This window comes from Lentzea pudingi (genome assembly GCF_014646255.1).
Taxonomy (GTDB): Bacteria; Actinomycetota; Actinomycetes; order Mycobacteriales; family Pseudonocardiaceae; genus Lentzea; species Lentzea pudingi.
Genome location: NZ_BMNC01000002.1, coordinates 700,066 through 717,972 on the forward strand (window position 1 = coordinate 700,066; position 17,907 = coordinate 717,972).

At 68.9% G+C, this 17,907-nt stretch carries 15 protein-coding genes; 8 read left to right on the top strand and 7 right to left on the bottom strand.

The window, feature by feature from the left end:
- Window positions 1-51 precede the first annotated feature (51 nt).
- The gene (locus IEY88_RS09120; protein ID WP_189154163.1) at window positions 52-3,285 is read right to left on the bottom strand and encodes a S8 family serine peptidase; all 3,234 of its coding nucleotides are present in this window, start codon (window positions 3,283-3,285) and stop codon (window positions 52-54) included.
- 251 nt (window positions 3,286-3,536) lie between these two features.
- A complete protein-coding gene (locus IEY88_RS09125; RefSeq protein WP_189154164.1) occupies window positions 3,537-4,079 on the bottom strand; it encodes a hypothetical protein in 543 nt (180 codons plus the stop codon).
- Window positions 4,080-4,185: 106 nt separating this feature from the next.
- Between IEY88_RS09125 and IEY88_RS09130 the strand changes: the two genes are divergently transcribed.
- Window positions 4,186-4,872 (top strand): hypothetical protein, encoded by a 687-nt coding sequence (locus IEY88_RS09130; RefSeq protein WP_189154165.1) that lies wholly within the window; start codon window positions 4,186-4,188, stop codon window positions 4,870-4,872.
- On the opposite strand, the gene IEY88_RS09135 is transcribed toward IEY88_RS09130, so the two are convergent.
- Both IEY88_RS09135 and IEY88_RS09140 read right to left on the bottom strand, forming a co-directional pair.
- The gene (locus IEY88_RS09135) at window positions 4,856-5,299 is read right to left on the bottom strand and encodes a DUF6098 family protein (RefSeq protein ID WP_189154166.1); all 444 of its coding nucleotides are present in this window, start codon (window positions 5,297-5,299) and stop codon (window positions 4,856-4,858) included. The two genes, IEY88_RS09130 and IEY88_RS09135, sit on opposite strands and share 17 nt — an antisense overlap.
- A 264-nt stretch (window positions 5,300-5,563) precedes the next feature.
- The gene (locus tag IEY88_RS09140; protein ID WP_189154167.1) at window positions 5,564-5,983 is read right to left on the bottom strand and encodes a cupin domain-containing protein; all 420 of its coding nucleotides are present in this window, start codon (window positions 5,981-5,983) and stop codon (window positions 5,564-5,566) included.
- A gap of 73 nt (window positions 5,984-6,056) precedes the next feature.
- Here IEY88_RS09140 and IEY88_RS09145 point away from each other — a divergent pair, with 73 nt between their 5' ends.
- The 3 genes from IEY88_RS09145 to IEY88_RS09155 are packed head-to-tail and all read left to right on the top strand — an operon-like array spanning window position 6,057 to window position 8,713.
- Window positions 6,057-7,712: an FAD-binding dehydrogenase gene (locus IEY88_RS09145; RefSeq protein ID WP_189154168.1), complete on the top strand. Its 1,656-nt coding sequence runs from the start codon at window positions 6,057-6,059 to the stop codon at window positions 7,710-7,712.
- A gap of 57 nt (window positions 7,713-7,769) precedes the next feature.
- Entirely contained in the window at window positions 7,770-8,249 is a 480-nt protein-coding gene (locus IEY88_RS09150) for an NADPH-dependent FMN reductase (protein ID WP_189154169.1), read from the top strand.
- Window positions 8,246-8,713 carry a flavin reductase family protein gene (locus IEY88_RS09155; RefSeq protein WP_189154170.1) on the top strand — a complete coding sequence of 156 codons (468 nt, stop codon included), beginning with the start codon at window positions 8,246-8,248 and terminating at the stop codon, window positions 8,711-8,713. The genes IEY88_RS09150 and IEY88_RS09155 overlap by 4 nt, the downstream gene beginning before the upstream one ends.
- Here IEY88_RS09155 and IEY88_RS09160 read toward each other — a convergent pair.
- On the bottom strand, window positions 8,702-10,396 hold the full coding sequence (locus tag IEY88_RS09160) for an FAD/NAD(P)-binding protein (RefSeq protein ID WP_189154171.1): 1,695 nt from the start codon (window positions 10,394-10,396) through the stop codon (window positions 8,702-8,704). The two genes, IEY88_RS09155 and IEY88_RS09160, sit on opposite strands and share 12 nt — an antisense overlap.
- 191 nt (window positions 10,397-10,587) lie before the next feature.
- Between IEY88_RS09160 and IEY88_RS09165 the strand changes: the two genes are divergently transcribed.
- From IEY88_RS09165 to IEY88_RS09180, 4 genes are all read left to right on the top strand, one after another.
- The gene (locus IEY88_RS09165; RefSeq protein WP_189154172.1) at window positions 10,588-11,688 is read left to right on the top strand and encodes an LLM class flavin-dependent oxidoreductase; all 1,101 of its coding nucleotides are present in this window, start codon (window positions 10,588-10,590) and stop codon (window positions 11,686-11,688) included.
- Window positions 11,685-12,152: a GNAT family N-acetyltransferase gene (locus IEY88_RS09170; protein WP_189154173.1), complete on the top strand. Its 468-nt coding sequence runs from the start codon at window positions 11,685-11,687 to the stop codon at window positions 12,150-12,152. Before IEY88_RS09165 ends, IEY88_RS09170 begins: the two co-directional genes overlap by 4 nt.
- 181 nt (window positions 12,153-12,333) lie before the next feature.
- On the top strand, window positions 12,334-14,367 hold the full coding sequence (locus tag IEY88_RS09175) for an EAL domain-containing protein (RefSeq protein WP_189154174.1): 2,034 nt from the start codon (window positions 12,334-12,336) through the stop codon (window positions 14,365-14,367).
- Between the two features lie 66 nt (window positions 14,368-14,433).
- Window positions 14,434-15,264, top strand: a complete 831-nt coding sequence (locus IEY88_RS09180) for a S1C family serine protease (RefSeq protein ID WP_189154175.1) — start codon at window positions 14,434-14,436, stop codon at window positions 15,262-15,264.
- A gap of 50 nt (window positions 15,265-15,314) precedes the next feature.
- Here the strand turns inward: IEY88_RS09180 and IEY88_RS09185 are convergent, their stop codons facing one another.
- The gene (locus tag IEY88_RS09185) at window positions 15,315-16,547 is read right to left on the bottom strand and encodes an SAM-dependent methyltransferase (protein WP_189154176.1); all 1,233 of its coding nucleotides are present in this window, start codon (window positions 16,545-16,547) and stop codon (window positions 15,315-15,317) included.
- Window positions 16,548-17,798, bottom strand: a complete 1,251-nt coding sequence (locus IEY88_RS09190) for an FAD-binding oxidoreductase (RefSeq protein WP_189154541.1) — start codon at window positions 17,796-17,798, stop codon at window positions 16,548-16,550. It lies immediately after the preceding gene.
- Window positions 17,799-17,907: the final 109 nt, after the last annotated feature.

Genomic DNA, 17,907 nt, shown 5'->3' on the forward strand with positions numbered 1-17,907 from the left:
AAAGCCCCAGGATCTCGTGGACCCTGGGGCTTTCTGCGTTCTTGCGAGCTGCTAGCTGACTGCCTGAACGATCACGGCGCCGCCACCGACGACGGTGTTGTCGGCCGTGCGCACCTCGAGCTCACCGCGCAGGACGCGGCCGGCACCGGGCTGGCCGAGCGGCGTGATGACGCCCGTCGCGTTCCACGACGCACCGGCGGCGCGGTCGGCGTTGCTGTCCGTGACGGACAGCGTGCCGAGAGCGGCCGAGGTGTAGACGTCGAAGTAGTCGTACTCCGTGGTGCCCGCGGGCACCGCGTAGCCGTCCACCACGACGAGCCAGTTGCCGGCCGCCGGATTGGTGATGGTCACCGACTCCTCGGAGTCCGCGTCCGCCGTCTGACCGGCGAGCACACAGCTGCCCGTCGTGCAGTTGTAGACGGACAGGTCGAGGTCAGCGCCCTGGTCGGCGGGGTTGCCGATCGTGGCGGTGAGCTTCGACGAGCCTGCACCGACCACGACCTGGTACTGCTGGGACGCCAGGTTCGCGATCGTCGGGCGGGCCGTCTTGGCACTGCCGACAGCGCCCGCCGCGAGCCGGCCGTTGAAGCTGGCCTGCGTGTTCGTGACGGTGTAGCTGCGCTCGATCGGCGTGCCGATCGTGCCGGACGCGATGACGTCCGGGTTCGGGCTGATCGTCGTGCCGAGCACGGACGCGGTCACCGAGTACGGCGCCGAGTCGGCGTCGGAGGTGCGGCGCGCCTCGATCACGATCTCCCAGACACCGGCCATCGGGCTGGCCACCGTGCGGCTGGTCGGCGTGCCACCGGCACAACCGGCACCCGCGTCGGGGTTGTAGCAGTTCGTCGAGCTGGTCACGTCGAGCGGCACACCCTGCGGGGTGAAGCGCAGGAAGCGGACCTGGCCCTTGCCGGCCTCGGCGCCGCCGGCGTTCATGTCGACCTTCAGCGCGGTCGTGCCCTTGGGCACGTTCACGAAGAGGCTGGTCGACTGGTTGCGCGCGATGGTGCCCGACTTGGTGACCGAGAACTTGTTGGCGGCGTTGAAGTTCTCCGCCGCGAACACGGTGTTCAGCGTCTGCACGTCGACACCGGGGGTCTCCGGGTTGTCGAGCTGCAGGACGGCGCTGTGCACGCCCGCGGTCTTCGCCTTGACCTTGACGGCGAACTGGACGGGCTTGTTCAGCGGCAGGTCGACCTTCTTCGGCGCCGTGAACGTGCCGTCGTTGCCCTTCCACGAGACCTTGTACGTCTCGTCGTCGTGGCCCGTGGTGCGCGTCAGCGTGTAGGTGCGGGTGTACTCCTGGCCCGCGGTCACGCCCTCACGGTCGTGGATGCCGACACCGACGTTCGGGGTGGCCAGCAGTCCACTGAGGACGGTGTTGACCGCGACGGACGTGGTGACCTGGTCCGGCACGGAGTGCTTGTCCAGCAGCTTCCACGCGGCGTTGGTGTTGAAGAGGCCCGCGCCCTGCTCGTAGGCACCGAGGGTGTTCACGTAGTTCGCGCTGCGCTGGATCGCGTAGCGCAGCTCGGCGCTGGTGGGCTTCTGGCCGTCGTGCGTGGCCTTGTACGCGCTCACGAGCAGCGCGGCGGCACCGGTCGCCTGCGGGGCGGCCATCGACGTGCCGTTGAACTGCGAGTAGCCGGGCGGGAGGGCGTAGGTGCCCGCCACCGGGCCGCCGGCCTGCCAGCGCGGCGTGGTGGAGATCGCCGAGCCGGGCGCGACGATGTTCGGCTTGAAGCCGCCGTCCTCACGCGGGCCGCGCGACGAGAAGCCGTGCAGGTTCTGCTTCTGCGCGGTCTTCGAGCCGTAGTTGGAGAGCCAGGTCTCCTTGGTGATGTACGAGCCGACGCTCACCGCGTCCGTGGCGACCGACGGGTCACCGACGGTGTTGGCGCCCGCGCCCGAGTTGCCCGCCGAGATGAAGATCTGGACGTTGTACTCGTTGATCGTGCGGTTGTAGAGCTCCGCACGGGCGTTGTTGCCGTCGTTGAGGGCCGGGAGGCCACCGATGGAGATGTTCACGACGTCGGCGCCGTTGCGCGCGGCGTAGAGGACACCGTCGATGAGACCGGAGCTCGTGCAGGACGGCGTGGAGAGGCAGGCCTTGATGCCGATCAGCTTCGCGCCAGGCGCGGCACCGGCCATCTTGCCGTCGAACATCTTGTGGGCGGCGGTGATGCCGGCGACGTGCGTGCCGTGCGCCGCACCAGAGATGCCCAGGTTGACGTACGGGGTGCCCGCGTTGTCGTAGATCGAGCGGTCGGTCTGCACGACGAACGAGATGCGCTCGACGACCGGGGTCGCGGGGTTGTCGGTACCGAAGTAACCGATGTCCTGCTTGACCTTGTAGTCGATCATGCGCTTGTTGTTGGTGAAGTCGCCGTCACCGTCGACGTCGACGAAGACTTCCTTCGTCGTGATGTCCTGGATGACACCGAAGGCGTCCGTGCGGTCGCCGTCGCGGTTGATGTCACCGCCGGTCTCGCTGTTCGCGAGGTTCAGGTCACCCGCGGTCTCGCTGAAGAGGCCGAACGAGTAGGGCCCACCGGTGGCCGGCGCCGTGTACTGCTTGCCGCCCTCGGTGAACTTGCCGACGCGGCCGGTCTTGGTCATGGTGACCCAGGTGCCGTCGCCGGAGTTCGTGGCGTTCGCGTTGTACCAGTCGATGATCTTGCGCTCACCGGTGCTGGTCGTCTGCAGGGCGGGCGTGTCCAGGTCGATGCCGGAGTCGATCACGGCGATCGTGGTGCCGCGGCCGTCCCACTTCGGGTTCGCGAGGGCGAACTGGGCCGCCTGCGTGTCCTGCGTCGGCATGTACGGGTTGACGCGCGGCGTCTTCGAGTCCGGCGCCTTCTGCGGAGCGGGCTGCTCCATGCCTTCGGGACGCGGGTTGTCGAGAGCGACGAGACCGTCGACGTCGACCGTGCTGACCGAGGCCAGCTTGGCAGCCTTCGCCGCGTTGTCACGCGGGATGGTCACCTTGATGTAGTCGACGTCCTTCTCGGTCTTCTGGACCGTGGCGCCGAGCGCCTCGAGCTCGTCGATCGCGGCGTCGGTCTTGCCGTTCTCGGCGGCGACCAGCAGGTCGACGGTCGGCTTGCCCTCGCGGGCGGCCTGGTCGACGAGCGCCTTGTCCTGCTTGTCCAGCTGCTTGTCAGCGGCCGGCTGCTGCTGCGGTGCGTTCTGCGCGATGGCAGGGGTGGCGGCGAAGCCGAACCCGGTAGTGCCCAACACCGCGGTCAGCAAGACCGTTCCGGTGCGGCGTCTCCAGTTCTTCACGGCGCATGTGCCCTTCGTGGGGTAAAGAGTGCTCCGAAGCACATCTCTTCGCCTCGCGATGGGCAATCGTCTTCCCGGAGTATTCTCGGGATCCACATTGGACTGTTCAGTCGCTTGAAAAGGCGCGCTTTTAGTGCTGCGCGTTTCTTTTCCGCAACGGAACGAGCAACCGCCCTCCAGTCAAGAGCTGATAGAGGGGAATGTCAAGCCTGCGTCAACGGTGAACGGTGTTGCCGTGTAACGGGTTCCGGTCATCGGACGATGGACCGATCGCCATTTCCGCCCATTAGCCCGCGCAATCTCGTTCGCAGCCGACCGACGATCCCCTGCCGGGTCGCGAGCGCTTTGGGCTGCGCTCCACATGCCGGGCAGTTCGCCCGGTGCACGGCCAGTGCCCGCTGGAGTTCCGTCACGTGCTTCGCGGTCCGTTCGGGCACGGAGTCCTTTTTGATCGAGAGCAGGCTCAGCTCGGTCAGCGTCCGCTTGCCGCTCCGGAGTCTGATCATCGGCGCGATGGTGTGGAAGAAGATCAGATTCCGCTTGCGCCGCGATTCGACCCTCTCGACGTCGCACCACTCGATGGTGCTCTGCCGGTCGAGCCCGTTCGACGTGATGCCCTCCGGGGTGAGCTTGGTGCCCAGGCTCGCCGTGCGCCACGCGACGGTCGCGCCCATGAGGAACCACAGGCCGCCGAAGACGTAGGCGTACCAGGGACCGCCCGTGGCCGCGAGCGGCCCGATCGCGGCCACGGCGACGCCGAGGCCGAACAGGACCCATCTCCACCTGGTGTGCATGTCTCCATCCTGTTTACCCGATCCTGTCCCTTGAACGCCGCCGGGCCGCGGACTGTTGAAGACCATTCGGCAGGTCTGGGAACCGGTCAGGCGCTACCTTGCGCCCATGGACCTGAAGCCGGTCGCCGACGAGCTCTACGGGCTGTCCCCGAAGGAGTTCACCGCGGCTCGCAACGCCGCGGCCAAGCAGACCGACGACAAGGACCTGGCCAAGGCCATCCAGGAGCTCCGCAGGCCGACGGTGGGCGCCTGGGCGGTCAACAAGCTCGTCCGGGACTCCCCGGAGGGCCTGGAGGAGGCCCTGGGGCTCTCCACGGCCCAGCTGACCATGCGCGAGCTGGGCCGCAAGCGCAAAGAGCTGATGGAGGCCCTGGTCTACCGCACCCTGGAGCTGACGGGCCCGCTCGCGGACGACGCCGTCACGCAGGTGCGCAACACCCTGACCGCGGCGATGGCCGACCCGGAGTCCGCCGAGCAGGTGCGCACCGGCCACCTCGTCAAGGGCCTGGAGTACTCGGGGTTCGGGTTCGCGCTGCCCACGCCGGAGCCGGCGCAGGACGGTGAGGACGCGCTCGCCCGCAAGCGCCGGGAGCGGCAGGAGAAGAAGCGCGCCGAGGCCCAGCAGGCGCTGGACGAGGCCGAGCAGGCCGTGGGCGAGGCGCAGGCCGACCAGCTGGCCGCGCAGCGGGCGTTCGACCGGGCCGCGGAACGGCTGGAGGACGCCAAGCGCGTCACGTCGGCGGCGGAGAAGGCCCGCAAGGCCGCCGAACGCAAGCTCAACGATCTCGGCTAGAGCGGTCCAACGGCCCCCACTCGGCGGAGTGCTGGGCTTCAACGAGGGACGAGCACTCCCGCAACGCGCCGTCGCCGACCCACGCCAGCGGTTCGCTGCAGTGGACCAGGGGTTCGTTGTCCGGGCCGCGGCCCACCTCGGTACCGCGCAGCACCCAGGCCCGGACGTCGGCGCCGCGCAGTTCGCGCAGGTGGCGGTAGTCGAAGAGGCGCCGGGCCACCCACAGTTCCGGCGAGCGGTCGCCCCACCACGGTTCGACCCTCAGCGGGCTCGCGGACAGGCCGGGCAGCTCCACGCCGGTCAGCGAGTCGCGCGAGGTCGAGGCGGCGTCGGCGTCCGGGCCCTTCGACCAGCGCACGTAGACGTCGTCGCCGATGTGGCCCGCCAGCTCGGCCAGGCTCGTGATCGTCGGCAGGCGGTGTGTCACGTCCGGGACGTACCCGGCCGAACCTGAAGGAAACCTGAAGGAATTGAGCCTGGTCACAGTGAAAGCCGACCGGAACACAGAGGTCCGGTTGTACGTTCAACAATGTGGTTGGCCGCTGGCGCTCGAGCTGCGCGCCGGGGCGATCCGACACCCCCAGGTCGGAAGTGCCCTTCCGCAGGTGCGCGTGCTCGCGCCGCGGTCAACCCGCCGTCGACCGGCACTCCGGTAAACCCCCCTCACCGGTAGTGGCGGTCGGCGGCACCCTCAGAGGTTGAACTGGTCGTGGCGCTCGTAGAACGCGACCAGTTCCTCCTCCGGCAGGCCCTTCACGGCCCCCACCTCCAGGAAGAAGTTCTCGCGGGCGATGCCGGGCGAGAACAGGATCAGCATCCGGACGGGCGCGTCGCTGTCGTTGCGGAACGCGTGCGGCCGGTCGGCGGGCACGTAGAGGAAGTCGCCCTCGCCGGCGCGCACCCACTCGTCGCCGTCCAGCAGCGTGATCTCGCCCTCCAGCACGTAGAACGACTCGGAGAACGTCTTGTGGAAGTGCGGCCGCGCACCCGGCTGACGGGCCTCCATCCGCCACTCGAACAGGCCGAACTCGCCGTTCGTCACGGAGCCGGGAGCGACGAAACGCGTGGTCCGGGTCGTGAAGCCCACCTCGGAAGCCGGTCGGAAGCTCATGCGGACACTCTCCCCAAAAAGTGAAATTGACTCAGGTCTCGTGCGTGACCAGCGGTCGATCTAGACTCGCCCGATGGCACATGACGCGGATGTCATCGTCGTCGGCGCGGGCCTCGCAGGTCTCGTCGCGACCGCAGAGCTCGCCGACGCGGGTCGCAAGGTCATCCTCCTCGACCAGGAGCCGGAAGCGTCGCTCGGCGGCCAGGCGTGGTGGTCGTTCGGCGGGTTGTTCATGGTGGACACCCCCGAGCAGCGACGGCTTCGGGTCAAGGACTCGCACGACCTGGCGTTGCAGGACTGGATGGGCTCGGCGGCGTTCGACCGGGACGAGGACCACTGGCCCCGGCTGTGGGCACAGGCCTATGTGGACTTCGCCTCCGGCGAGAAGCGCTCCTGGCTGCACAACATGGGGGTCCGCTGGTTCCCGTTCGTGCAGTGGGCGGAGCGCGGTGGCTACCTGGCGGACGGGCACGGCAACTCGGTGCCGCGCTTCCACGTCACGTGGGGCACCGGGCCGGGCATCGTCGCACCGTTCGAGCGCAGGGTGCGGGAGGGTGTCGCGAAGGGACTCGTGACGCTGAAGTTCCGCCACAAGGTCACGAGCGTCAACGTCACGAACGGCGTGTGCGACGGCGTGTCCGGCGACGTGCTGGAGCCGTCGTCGGTCGAAAGGGCCGAACCGAGCTCGCGGACCGCGGTGGGCGAGTTCTCGCTGAAGGCCCAGGCCGTGATCGTCACGTCCGGCGGCATCGGCGGCAACCACGACCTGGTGCGCAAGAACTGGCCGGAGCGGATGGGCAAGCCGCCGGAGTTCATGCTCGCCGGTGTGCCGGACTTCGTCGACGGCTCGATGCTGGAGATCACGCAGAAGGCCGGCGGCGCGATCATCAACTCCGACCGCATGTGGCACTACCCCGAGGGCATCGCGAACTACGCGCCCGTGTGGTCGCGGCACGGCATCCGCATCCTGCCCGGCCCGTCGCCGCTGTGGCTCGACGCCGACGGCAAGCGGCTGCCGATCCCGCTGTTCCCCGGGTTCGACGCGCTGGGTTCGTTGGAGCACATCACCAGGAACGGCCACGAGCACTCGTGGTTCGTGCTGAACAAGCGGATCATCGGCAAGGAGTTCGCGCTCTCGGGCTCCGAGCAGAACCCGGACCTGACGGGCAAGGACACGCGGGCCGTGCTCAAGCGCGCGCTGCCGGGTGCCGTCGCGCCGGTCGAGGCGTTCGCGCAGAAGTCCAAGGAGTTCATCCAGGCGGGCACGGTCGCGGACCTGGCCCGCGGGATGAACGCGCTGACCGGGGACAGCAGGATCGACGCGGCCGCGCTGGAGAAGGTGATCGTCGAGCGCGACCGCCAGGTGACCGCGGGGCTGAGCAAGGACATGCAGATCAACGCGATCCGCCAGACCCGGATCTTCCTGACGGACAAGCTGATCCGCGTCGTCGAGCCGCACCGGCTGCTCGACCCCAAGGCCGGTCCGCTGATCGCGGTCAGGCTCTCGGTGCTCACCCGCAAGACGCTGGGCGGCCTGCACACCGACCTGTCGTCGCGGGTGCTCGACACGTCCGGCGAGGTGCTGCCCGGCCTGTACGCCGCCGGCGAGGCAGCCGGGTTCGGTGGCGGTGGCGTGCACGGTTACCGGGCGCTGGAGGGCACGTTCCTCGGCGGCTGCCTGTTCTCCGGACGGGTCGCCGGACGGTCGGCAGCGGACGCGGTCAAGTAGTTCTCGCGTGGTGGACGCGGGTTGACGGTCCCCGAGCTTGCGGCTGTGCTGGAAGGCATGACGCAGATCGGTGTTCTGGTCGGCAACCCGCGGCCCGCCTCACGCACGCTGCAGGCGGCCCTGGCCCTGCGCGAGGCCCTCGCCGCGACGCTGGGCGTGCCCGTCGAAGGGCCCGTCGTCGAAGCGGCGGAGCTGGCACCCGCCGTGTTCACGGAACCGGACACGATCAAGGCCGCGCTGGCGACACTCGGGCAGGCCGAGGTCCTGGTCGTCGCGACGCCGACGTACAAGGCCGCGTACACCGGTCTGCTGAAGGCCGTGCTGGACCAGGCACCGCCGGGCTGGCTGCGCGGCAAGCTGGTCGTACCGCTGCAGATCGCGGCGGCCGACAAGCACGCGCTGGCCGTCGAGGTGCACCTGCGGCCGGTGCTGGCCGAATTGGGTGCCGTTGTGCCACAGGCCCTGTTCCTCAACGAGTCGGCGCTTCCCGCCGACGCCGCGGACTTCGACCTCGACGCGCTGAAGGTGCTGCGATGAAGGAACGACTGCGCGACGCGTTGAAGCACCACGCCCAGGCCGTCACGATCGTCACGGCCACCGGCCCCGAAGGTCCGGTCGGCACCACGATGTCGTCGTTCACCTCGGTCTCGTTCGAACCACCGCTCGTCGTCGTGTGGATCGGCGAGGGCGCCTCGGTGTGGCCGGTGCTGCGGACCGCTCCCCTGTTCGCCGTGCACCTGCTGGAGGCCGCGCAGACCGGGCTCGCGGACCTGTTCGCCACGAAGGGCGTCGACCGGTTCGGGCCCGAGACGCGGTGGCAGGAGGACGAGGACGGCGTGCCGTGGCTGCTCGACGCGCCGGTCCGGTTGCGGTGCAGGACCGCCCGGCGGATCGCGGTCGGCGACCACGTGGCGCTGGTCGGGGAGCCGTTGGACATCACGCACTCCGACATCGCGACGCCCCTGGTGCGGCACCAGGGGCGCTACACCTCAGTCGCCTAGGACCTTCAGGATCTCCCGCGCCAGCACGTCGTTCTGCCGGAACGCCGGTGCGTTCGTGTTCGGCCGCGCGAAGGCCGCGAACGCCTTTCCCGTCGTGTAGGGCCCGACAGCGAACCTGGCCGGGTCCTCGTCCCCGCGCTCGTTGATCAGGCGGCCCACCGGCGACACCCGCACCAGACCGGCGGCGTCCTCGGAGACGTCGCCGACCGCGCGCAACGACCTCAGCACCGGGTCCGCCGTGCGCGACAACGAGTGCGTGGGCAGGCGTGCCTCGATCAAACCGTTGGCGCGCACCACGTCCGGCGTCGTCGCGCTGCCCGCCACGAAGGCGTCCTCCTCCGCTTCCACCCACATGTCGGCGCCGAGGAACCGCACGATTCCCGCGCGCGACAACGCGAGCAGCTCCTCCAGCCGGTCCGGCGGCGGGCCCGAGGCCAGGTAGCTGAAATAGCCGTGCCACCAGCCGTCGAACGGCATGAGGCCAGCCAGTTGGCCGTAGACCGACAACAGGGCCAGGAACGCCCCCAGGTCGGCGCTGTGCCGGGGATCGGAGCGCCGGACGACGTCCGCCTCGACGTACGCGCGCAGGTGCTCCTGGAACTCCTCGGTGGACCCGAACGTCACGCCCGCCAACGGCCGGTCGAGCCGTTCGAAGTCGATGCGGTCCTCCGGGTCGGGCACGGCGAGCTCTTCCAGTTCACGCATCTCGTTGCTGTACCAAGGCAAAGCGGTGAACGACGCGGCGAACTCCACGAACGGCATCCGCACCAGGCCGGGATGCCCGGTGAAGAGTTCGTGGTAGTGACCCCACGCGATCTCCTTGGCCATCAACGGCCACACGTCGTCCCTGAAGTCGAGTTCACGCCCCTGCAAGGCGTCCGCGACGAAGAAGTGCGGCAACGACGGACGCGTTCCCTGCAGCCGGTAGCCGGTCTTCGAGTGGTACGGCACGCCACGCCGTGAGCCCACGTACAGCGTCGGCTCCAGACCCGATGGCACGTAGGAAAGTCCCTCGGCGCCCCGCACGTACCTGCCGCCGCGTCCCTCGGTCAGCAGCACCATCAGGTCGATGAACGCCAGCCCGAACCCGCGCAGCACCACGTCACCGGACACCGCGGAGAGGTCCGCGTCGGCCGAGTACAGCGGTGGCACGTAGGTGAGGCCGTGCTCCGACGCGTGCTCGGCGAGCTTGCGGTGCTCGGGTTCGAGGTCGGCGTCGAGATGCCCCAGCGCGAGCACCAGCACATCGCCCCGCAACGACTCCCCGTTGTCCAGCCACACCCAGTTGCCGACGACCTTCAGCGCCGTGGCCTGATGCACGGTCACAGAGATGTTCGGAGGCAGAGATTTCCTCACGTGGTCGAAGAACCACTCGAGGTACCGGCTCTGCACCTGCCGTGACGGGAACGCCGTCGGGTCGACGTCGGTCCACTCCGCCAGCGACGGGCCGGGGCTGATCGGACCGGCGCCGTCGAACGAGGAGTCCGTGAAGACCGTCACGTCCTCGGCCATGGAGTTCATGCGCAGCAACGGGGATTGGGCGTGCCGCCACACCCGGCCGGCGCCGGGTGGGAAGGGGTCGACCACGTGCACGGCCAGCGGTACCGCGGACGACTGGGCGGCGATGCGTTCGAGCAGGCCGGCGGCACGGGGGCCGCCACCGATCACGACGAGTGAGCGCATGCGCGTCTTTCCGTTGGAGGGCAACGAGAAACGAGCCGCGCCCCTCAACGCGATCACCACCACGGTACCCCGCGCGTGCAAGCAAATCCCGCTCTGTGGACGTCGTTGCGACATCCCCGGCCGAGGTGTGCACTCGAAGGCGCGCCTCCCTCAACGCGCCCCACTCCCACTACCAGTTCTGGGGATCGGTCATGCCAGTCGAGTTTCTCGGGATAGCCGCCACGAACGACGGATCAGAGACGACGCCGCGCTCGTCCAGCGGTGCGTTCGACAAGGACTACACGCTCAGGCTCGCCAGGGCGCACGAGGAGCACGGGTGGGACCGCGTGCTGTTCGCGTACGGGTCGGGCGCGCCGGAACCGTCCGCCGCGGCCGCCTACCTCGCGAGCAAGCTCGACAAGCTGCAGATCCTGCTCGCCCACCGCCCGAACGTGAGCTACCCGACGTTCGCCGCCAAGACGTTCGCGACGCTCGACCAGATCAGCGACGGCCGGTTGACCGTGCACTTCATCACCGGCGGCACGGACCACGAGCAGCAGCGCGAGGGCGACTACCTGTCCAAGGACCAGCGCTACGGCCGCACGCGCGAGTACATCCAGATCGTCAAGAAGTCCTGGACCAGCAGGTCCGCGTTCGACCACGACGGCGAGCACTACCACTTCGCGGACTTCGTGAGCGACGTGTTCCCCGTGCAGCAGCCACGCCCGAACGTGTCGTTCGGCGGCTCCTCCCCCGCGGCCTACGCGGCGGGCGGCGCGGAGGCCGACATCTTCTGCCTGTGGGGCGAGCCGCTGGCCGAGACCGCGCAGCAGATCGAGTCGGTGAAGCAGGCCGCGAGGGACGCCGGGCGCACGGACGTGCCGCGGATCCAGGTCGCGTTCCGGCCGATCATCGCGCCGACCGAGGAACTGGCCTGGGAGAAGGCGCACCGCACGGTCGGCCGGATCGAGGCGCGGAAGGCGAACGGGCCGTTGAGCCGCCGCCATTCGCTGACGAACCCGGAGAACACCGGTTCGCAACGACTCCTGGCGGTCGCGGAACGCGGTGAGCGATTCGATCGTGCTTTGTGGACGCCCACCGCCAGGGCGACCGGTGGCGCGGCCAACTCCAACGCGCTGGTCGGCACACCGGAGACCGTCGCGCAGGCGTTGCTGGACTACTACGACCTCGGCGTCGACATCCTGTCCGCGCGTGGCTACGACCTGCTCGACGACGCGATCGACTTCGGCCGGTACGTGATTCCGATCGTGCGCGAAGAGGTCGCCAAGCGCGACCGGGCCAACGCCGCATGACGACTCTCGAAGTGCGCCGCGTCCGGCAATCGGATCCGGAAGCGGCGCCATTGGTCGCCGAGCTCACGTACGAATACACATCTCGATACGGCCCGATGGGCGCGGAGGAGATGCAACGACCGGCGGACGTGTTCGAACCGCCGGAAGGTCAGTTCTTGTTGCTCATGGAATCCGGCATCGCGGTCGCCGGCGGTGCGTTCAAGCGGTACGACGCCGAAACCGCCGAGATGAAGAGGATTTGGACCCATTCGCACCACCGCAGGCGTGGATTGGCGCGCAGGGTTCTCGTGGAACTGGAGAACGAGGCCAGAACGTTTGGATACAACAGGATCTACCTCACCACCGGGCCGCGTCAGCCGGAAGCGAAAGGGCTGTACCTCGCGACCGGTTACACACCGTTGTTCGATGTGGAGACAGATCCCCTGACAATTGGCCCGCTGGCCTTCAGCAAGGTGATTCGTTAGTTCAAACGAGTGAATTCGTGGCCGATCAGTCGATTCCCGACCGGGTTTCGATGTTCGGTTGGACAGGTCCTGACTGATCAGTAAGCTTGCCGGTTGGACCCACTCCTGGTGGTGGTTACCGCGTCAGGCGATCAGCAGTTCACCCCGGTCCCCACGAATGGCCACCTGAAGCTGAATGGACATGGTCGACAGCCGAGAGCCCGCCGTTCGCTGGGCGGCGGCGATCTCCAGCACCCTCGTCGCGAACCTCACGCGCGAGAAGCTCGAGCAACTGCTCGGTGAGTACGTCGAGCAGTTGCTCAGCGGTGGTGTGCGCGAGGCGCGGCGGATCGGCCGGTCCATGGTCGAGCACAACTTCACCGCCTCGGCGACGCTGGAGCTGTCGCTCACGACCCTGAGCGAACACACCCCGACCACACCGGCCCAGCTGGCCGCGCTCGCCGCCGGGTACGCGGAGGGGCTGCGCGACCGCACGCTGAGCCAGCAGGAGCTGAGCCGCACGGCCGCGATCACCACGATGCGGCGGGCCGAGGCCGCGGTCAGGGCGAGCGAGGCGAAGTTCCGGGCGATCTTCGAGAGCTCGGCGTTCGGCATCATCGTGAGCGACCTCAAGGGCGACGTCATCGACGTCAACGAGGCGTTGCTCGCGATGCTCGACTACAAGCACGACGACGTCCGCACGATGAGCGGCCGCGACCTCGTGCACCCGGACGACCGGGCAGGGCTGCGGGAGCTGACGAAGCAGCTGATCGCGTCCGAGCACGACAACATCAGGGTCGAGAAGCGGATGGTCCGCAGCGACGGCGAGACGATCCAGACGCACATGGCGATCTCGGTGGTGCGCGAGGAGGACGGCACGCCGCCGTACCTCGTCACGATGATCGAGAACATGAGCGAGATGCGCGCGCTGCAGACCGAGCTCGTGCGGCAGAGCCTCAACGACGTGCAGACCGGCCTGCCGAACCGCGCGCAGTTCCTCGGCTGGCTGGAGGGCGCGGTCGGGTCGAAGGGGCCGGAGTCGCTCGTCCTCGTGCAGGTCGACATCGACGGGTTCCGCGGCATCAACGACGCGTTCGGCCACGAGACGGGCAACCGGGTGCTGATGCACGTCGCGACGCAGCTGCGGACGGTGTTCCCCGAGGAGGTCGCCAAGGTCGCGCGCATCGGCGAGGACGAGTTCGGCGTCCTGATCCGGGACCCGCGTGACACGCCCTCGGTGATCGGCCTGATCGACGAGTTCACCGCGCTCCTGGAGGAGCCGACCTGGATCGACGGCCACGGCGTCGGAGTGACGACCAGCGTCGGCATCGTCCCCCGCGCGGCCCGCGGCGGCGACGCGGCGGACCTGCTGCGCGCGGCGGACGTGACGGTCGCCTGGGCCAAGCGCGACGGCAAGGCGCAGTGGGCGTTGTACGACAGGGAACGCGACCAGCGCGACAGGGAGAGGTTCGCGCTCGCGGCGTCGATCCCCGGCGCGCTGGAGGAAGACCAGTTCCGCATCGACTACCTGCCGGTGCACTCGCTGGCCGACTCCTCGGTGCTCGCCCTCGAAGCCAAGATCGTCTGGGACCACCCCTCTCGCGGTGTCCTGTGCCCCGAGATGTTCCTGGGCCAGGCCGTCGGCAACGGCATGATCGTGCGGCTCGCGCGCTGGGCGCTCGAGGAAGCGTGCGCCCAGATGAGCTCGTGGCACGAGGCGCTCGGCTCCCGGACCCCCGAGCTGACGATCGACCTGCCCCTGCGGCTCTGCCAGGAGCCCGAGCTCGTCGCCGAGGTCGTCCGCGTGCTGGAACGAACGGGGCTGCCCGCGTCGTTGCTGCGCTTCGAACTGCACGAGCACGTGCCGACGTCGCTGAACGACGACCAGCTCGAAGAGCTCACGATCCTCACCGAGCACGGCGTCGGGCTGGTGGTCGACCAGGTGAGCGGCGGCAACGTGGGCGTCGGCCGGCTGCGCGTGCTGCCGTGGAGCGGCCTGAAGTTCAACAGCGCCGTCGCACACGCCTTCAGCGCCGACGCGCTGCGGATGGAGGAGACCGCCGCCGTAGCGCTGCTGCGGTGGGCGGTGATGCTGCGGCTGCCGCTGTACGCCGACGGTGTGCGGACCGCCGCCGAGGCGTCGCGGCTGGCGGAGCTGGGCGTGACGGGCGCGCAGGGCCCGCACTTCAGCCACGCCCTGTCGGCCGCCGAGGTCTCCGCACTGCTTCTCAGCTAGTTCTTATCAGGGTTTTCGAGGGTTTCGGCACAGCCGGCTCACATGATGGGGGTCCATCGTGGAGTCATGACCGAGCAGAGCTTCCCCGCGATGAGCGGGTCACTGGTGGAACCGCAGCCCGTCGTCGTCGCCCCGAAGTTCTGGCGCCGCACGGCCCCGATGCTCACGGCCGCGGCACTCGTCGCCGGCCTGTTCGGAGGCGTCACCGGAGCGGTGATCGCCTCGCCGGACGGCACACCTGCCTCCTCCACCGTCTCCGCGCAGACGATCTCCAACACGTCCACACAGGACTGGAGCAGCGTCGCCTCCACCGTGCTGCCCTCCGTGGTCCAGGTGAACGTCGGCAACGGCCTCGGCTCCGGCGTGATCCTCTCCGCCGACGGCAAGATCCTGACCAACAACCACGTCATCGCCGCGGCCGGCGGCCAGATCACGGTGAAGTTCAACGACGGCCGCGAACTCCCCGCCACCGTCGTCAACGCGGACCCCACCTCGGACCTCGCCGTGCTGCAGGTCTCCGGCGCGTCCGGCCTGACGCCGATCAAGTGGGCGGACTCGGACACGGTGAAGGTCGGCGACGCGGTGATGGCCATCGGCTCGCCGTCCGGGCTGCAGGGCACCGTGACGACCGGCATCGTCTCCGCGCTGGACCGCAAGGTGACCGTGCCCGGCGAGACCCGTCGCTCGTCCGCCGTGTCGTACCAGGCGATCCAGACCGACGCGTCGATCAACCCCGGCAACTCCGGTGGCGCGCTCGTGAACGCGGCCGGTGAGCTCGTCGGGATCAACTCGGCGATCTACTCGCCGGCGACGAGCAGCGGGGAGGCCGGGAGTGTGGGGATCGGGTTCGCGATCCCGGCCAACACGGCCAAGCAGATCGTGGGGCAGTTGAGCTGACAGCTCCCGGAACTCAGGGCCGCGGCACCGAGCCGCGGCCCTTCGTCATGTCAGGACAGCCAGTCCGGGCGCAACGGCATGTGCGACGTCGTCCCGTCCAGCTTCACCCCTAGGATCTGGTGCAGCTGGATGTTGTTGCGCTCGAACCCGAGCCGCGACGCCGCCAGGTACAGCCGCCACACCCGAGCGCGGGCAGCCCCGACCTCCTCGACGGCCTCGTCCCAGTGCTCCTCGAGGTTGCGGCCCCAGGCGGCGAGGGTCAGCGCGTAGTGCTCGCGGATGTTCTCCTCGTGCCGCACCTCGAACCCGGTGTCGTGCATCTGCGACACGAGGAGTCCCGGCCCGACCAGTTCGCCGTCCGGGAACACGTACCGGTTGATGAACGGGCCGGACAGCGCCCGCTGCTTGTTGTCCGGGCGGGTGATGCAGTGGTTCAGCAGGCGGCCGCCCGGCTTGAGCTTCCGGTAGAGCGACGCGAAGTACGCCGGTAGCTGGGCCTTGCCGATGTGTTCGGTCAGGCCGATGGACGACACCGCGTCGAAGCCGGTCTCGCGCACGTCGCGGTAGTCGAGGTGGCGCACCTCGGCGAGGTCGGACAGGCCTGCCTCGACGATCGCCTTCTGCGCCCACTCCGCCTGGTTGCGGGACAACGTCACGCCGATCGCGCGCACGCCGTACTCGCGGGCGGCGTGCATGACCATGCCGCCCCAGCCGCAGCCGACGTCCAGCAGCTTCATGCCCGAACGAAGGCCCAGCTTGCGGGCCACCAGGTCGTGCTTCTCGAACTGTGCCTCCTCCAAAGTGGACTCGAGGGAGGGATACACCGCGCACGTGTAGGCCATCGACGGGCCGAGGACCCACCGGTAGAACTGGTTCGAGACGTCGTAGTGGTGAGCGATGGCCTGCGAGTCGCGGGCCTTCGAGTGGCGCATGCCGTGCAGGCGGGTCTCCTGCGGCGGCGGTGCGACCTTGTGCGAGAACCGGATCCGTCCCAGGAACCGGAGCAGCTCGACCCGTTGCAGCACGGGCAGTTCGCGCAGCGAGAACTCGGAGAGCTGGGCGAGCCCGGCGTGCACGTCGCCGAGTATCTCCAGGTGACCGGTCACGTAGGCGCGGGCGAGGCCGAGCTCGCCCGGCGCGGAAGCGAGGTAGGACAAGGCTTCCGGTGTCCTGATGTCGATCGAGACCGGAGCTGAGTCAGGCCCGGCGGCACTGCCGTCGTAGGCCTTGAACCGAACGTCGTTGCCACCCGTGATGCTCTGGAAAATGGAGGCCAACCGCATTCATCGTCCCCTGACACACTTGGCGTACAGATCAGGCAGGCGGTTCGTCTGGTCGTACCGGGCCTTCACGGACCGGTAGTGCGAACCGTTGTAGTGCCGCCAGAACTCGTCCTCGGTGTAGTAGGAGTCCGAGTACAGCGACTTGTGGCCGCCCAGCCGCGCCACCTCGCGCTCGATCAGCCGGTTGCGGTCACCCATCTTCTCCCCCGGTCGTACCGGGACCTCCGACCAGAAACCGACGTTCACGTACAGCTCGTCCGCGTCCATCGGGTAGAGCGGCCAGCCCGTGTTGTCCCGCAGGCGGACCGGGCACAGCCACACCGGCGAGATGCCGATCTCGCGGTCGAAGAAGTCGAGGAAGTCGGCGAGTCCGCCGACCGGGATCTCGACGTCCTGGATCACCGGTTCCACGTCCGTGCGCGGCCGCAGCCGCCGGTGTTTGGCGACGAGCCTCCGGTACACGTCCGAACGCAGGTAGCGCTTCGGCCACATGCGACGGACGACCGGGTTCTGCGCGCCGAACGCCCGCGAGCACCAGAACCAGTCGGTGTCCCAGCGCCACAGGTAGTCGTGGATCGTGAGGTGGTCCGTGCGGCGCTTCTGGATGGACCGGTAGTAGATCTCGTTGCCGGTGTAGTCCGACGTGTAGGGCGCGATGTCGGCGTAATGGCCCAACGTCAGGTACATCTCGCCCCGGGAGAACACGGTGCCGTCGACGAAGTCCGCCGAGCCGTCCTCGCAGACCTCCTCGATGACGGCCGCGCACTCCTCGAACGAGCCGAACGGCACGTGCCTCAGCCGGACGTACTGGCGCACCGGCTCCAGCTCGATCTCCAGCCGCAGCGCGTAACCGAGCGTCCCGTAGGAGTTCGGGAACGCGCGGAACAGGTCGTCGTCCGGTTTGGCGACGACGACCTCGCCGTCGCCGGTGAGGATCTCCAGCTCCCGCACGGACTCGTGCGGCAGCCCGTTGCGGAAGGACGTGGACTCGATGCCGAGTCCCGCCACCGCACCGCCGATGGTGATGGTTTTGAGCTGCGGCACCACCAACGGCATGAGGCCGTGGGGAAGTGTCGCGGCGACTAGGTTCTCGTAGGTGGTCATGCCCTGCACCTGTGCGGTGCGTCCGACCGGGTCCACCGACAGGACCTGGTCGAACCTGCCGACGTCGAGTCCGCCGGCCTGGTCGGCGCGGAACCGGAAGAGGTTCGACGTCTTCTTCGCGAGCCGCACCGGCGCACCTTCGCGCATCGCGGCGTACTGCGCGCTCAGCGCAGCCACGGCCGAGCTGTGCCCATGGTCACTCACCAGAAGGACGTTATTCCTCGTCACCGCCGTTGTCGCGCCCAAAAGCCCGAAT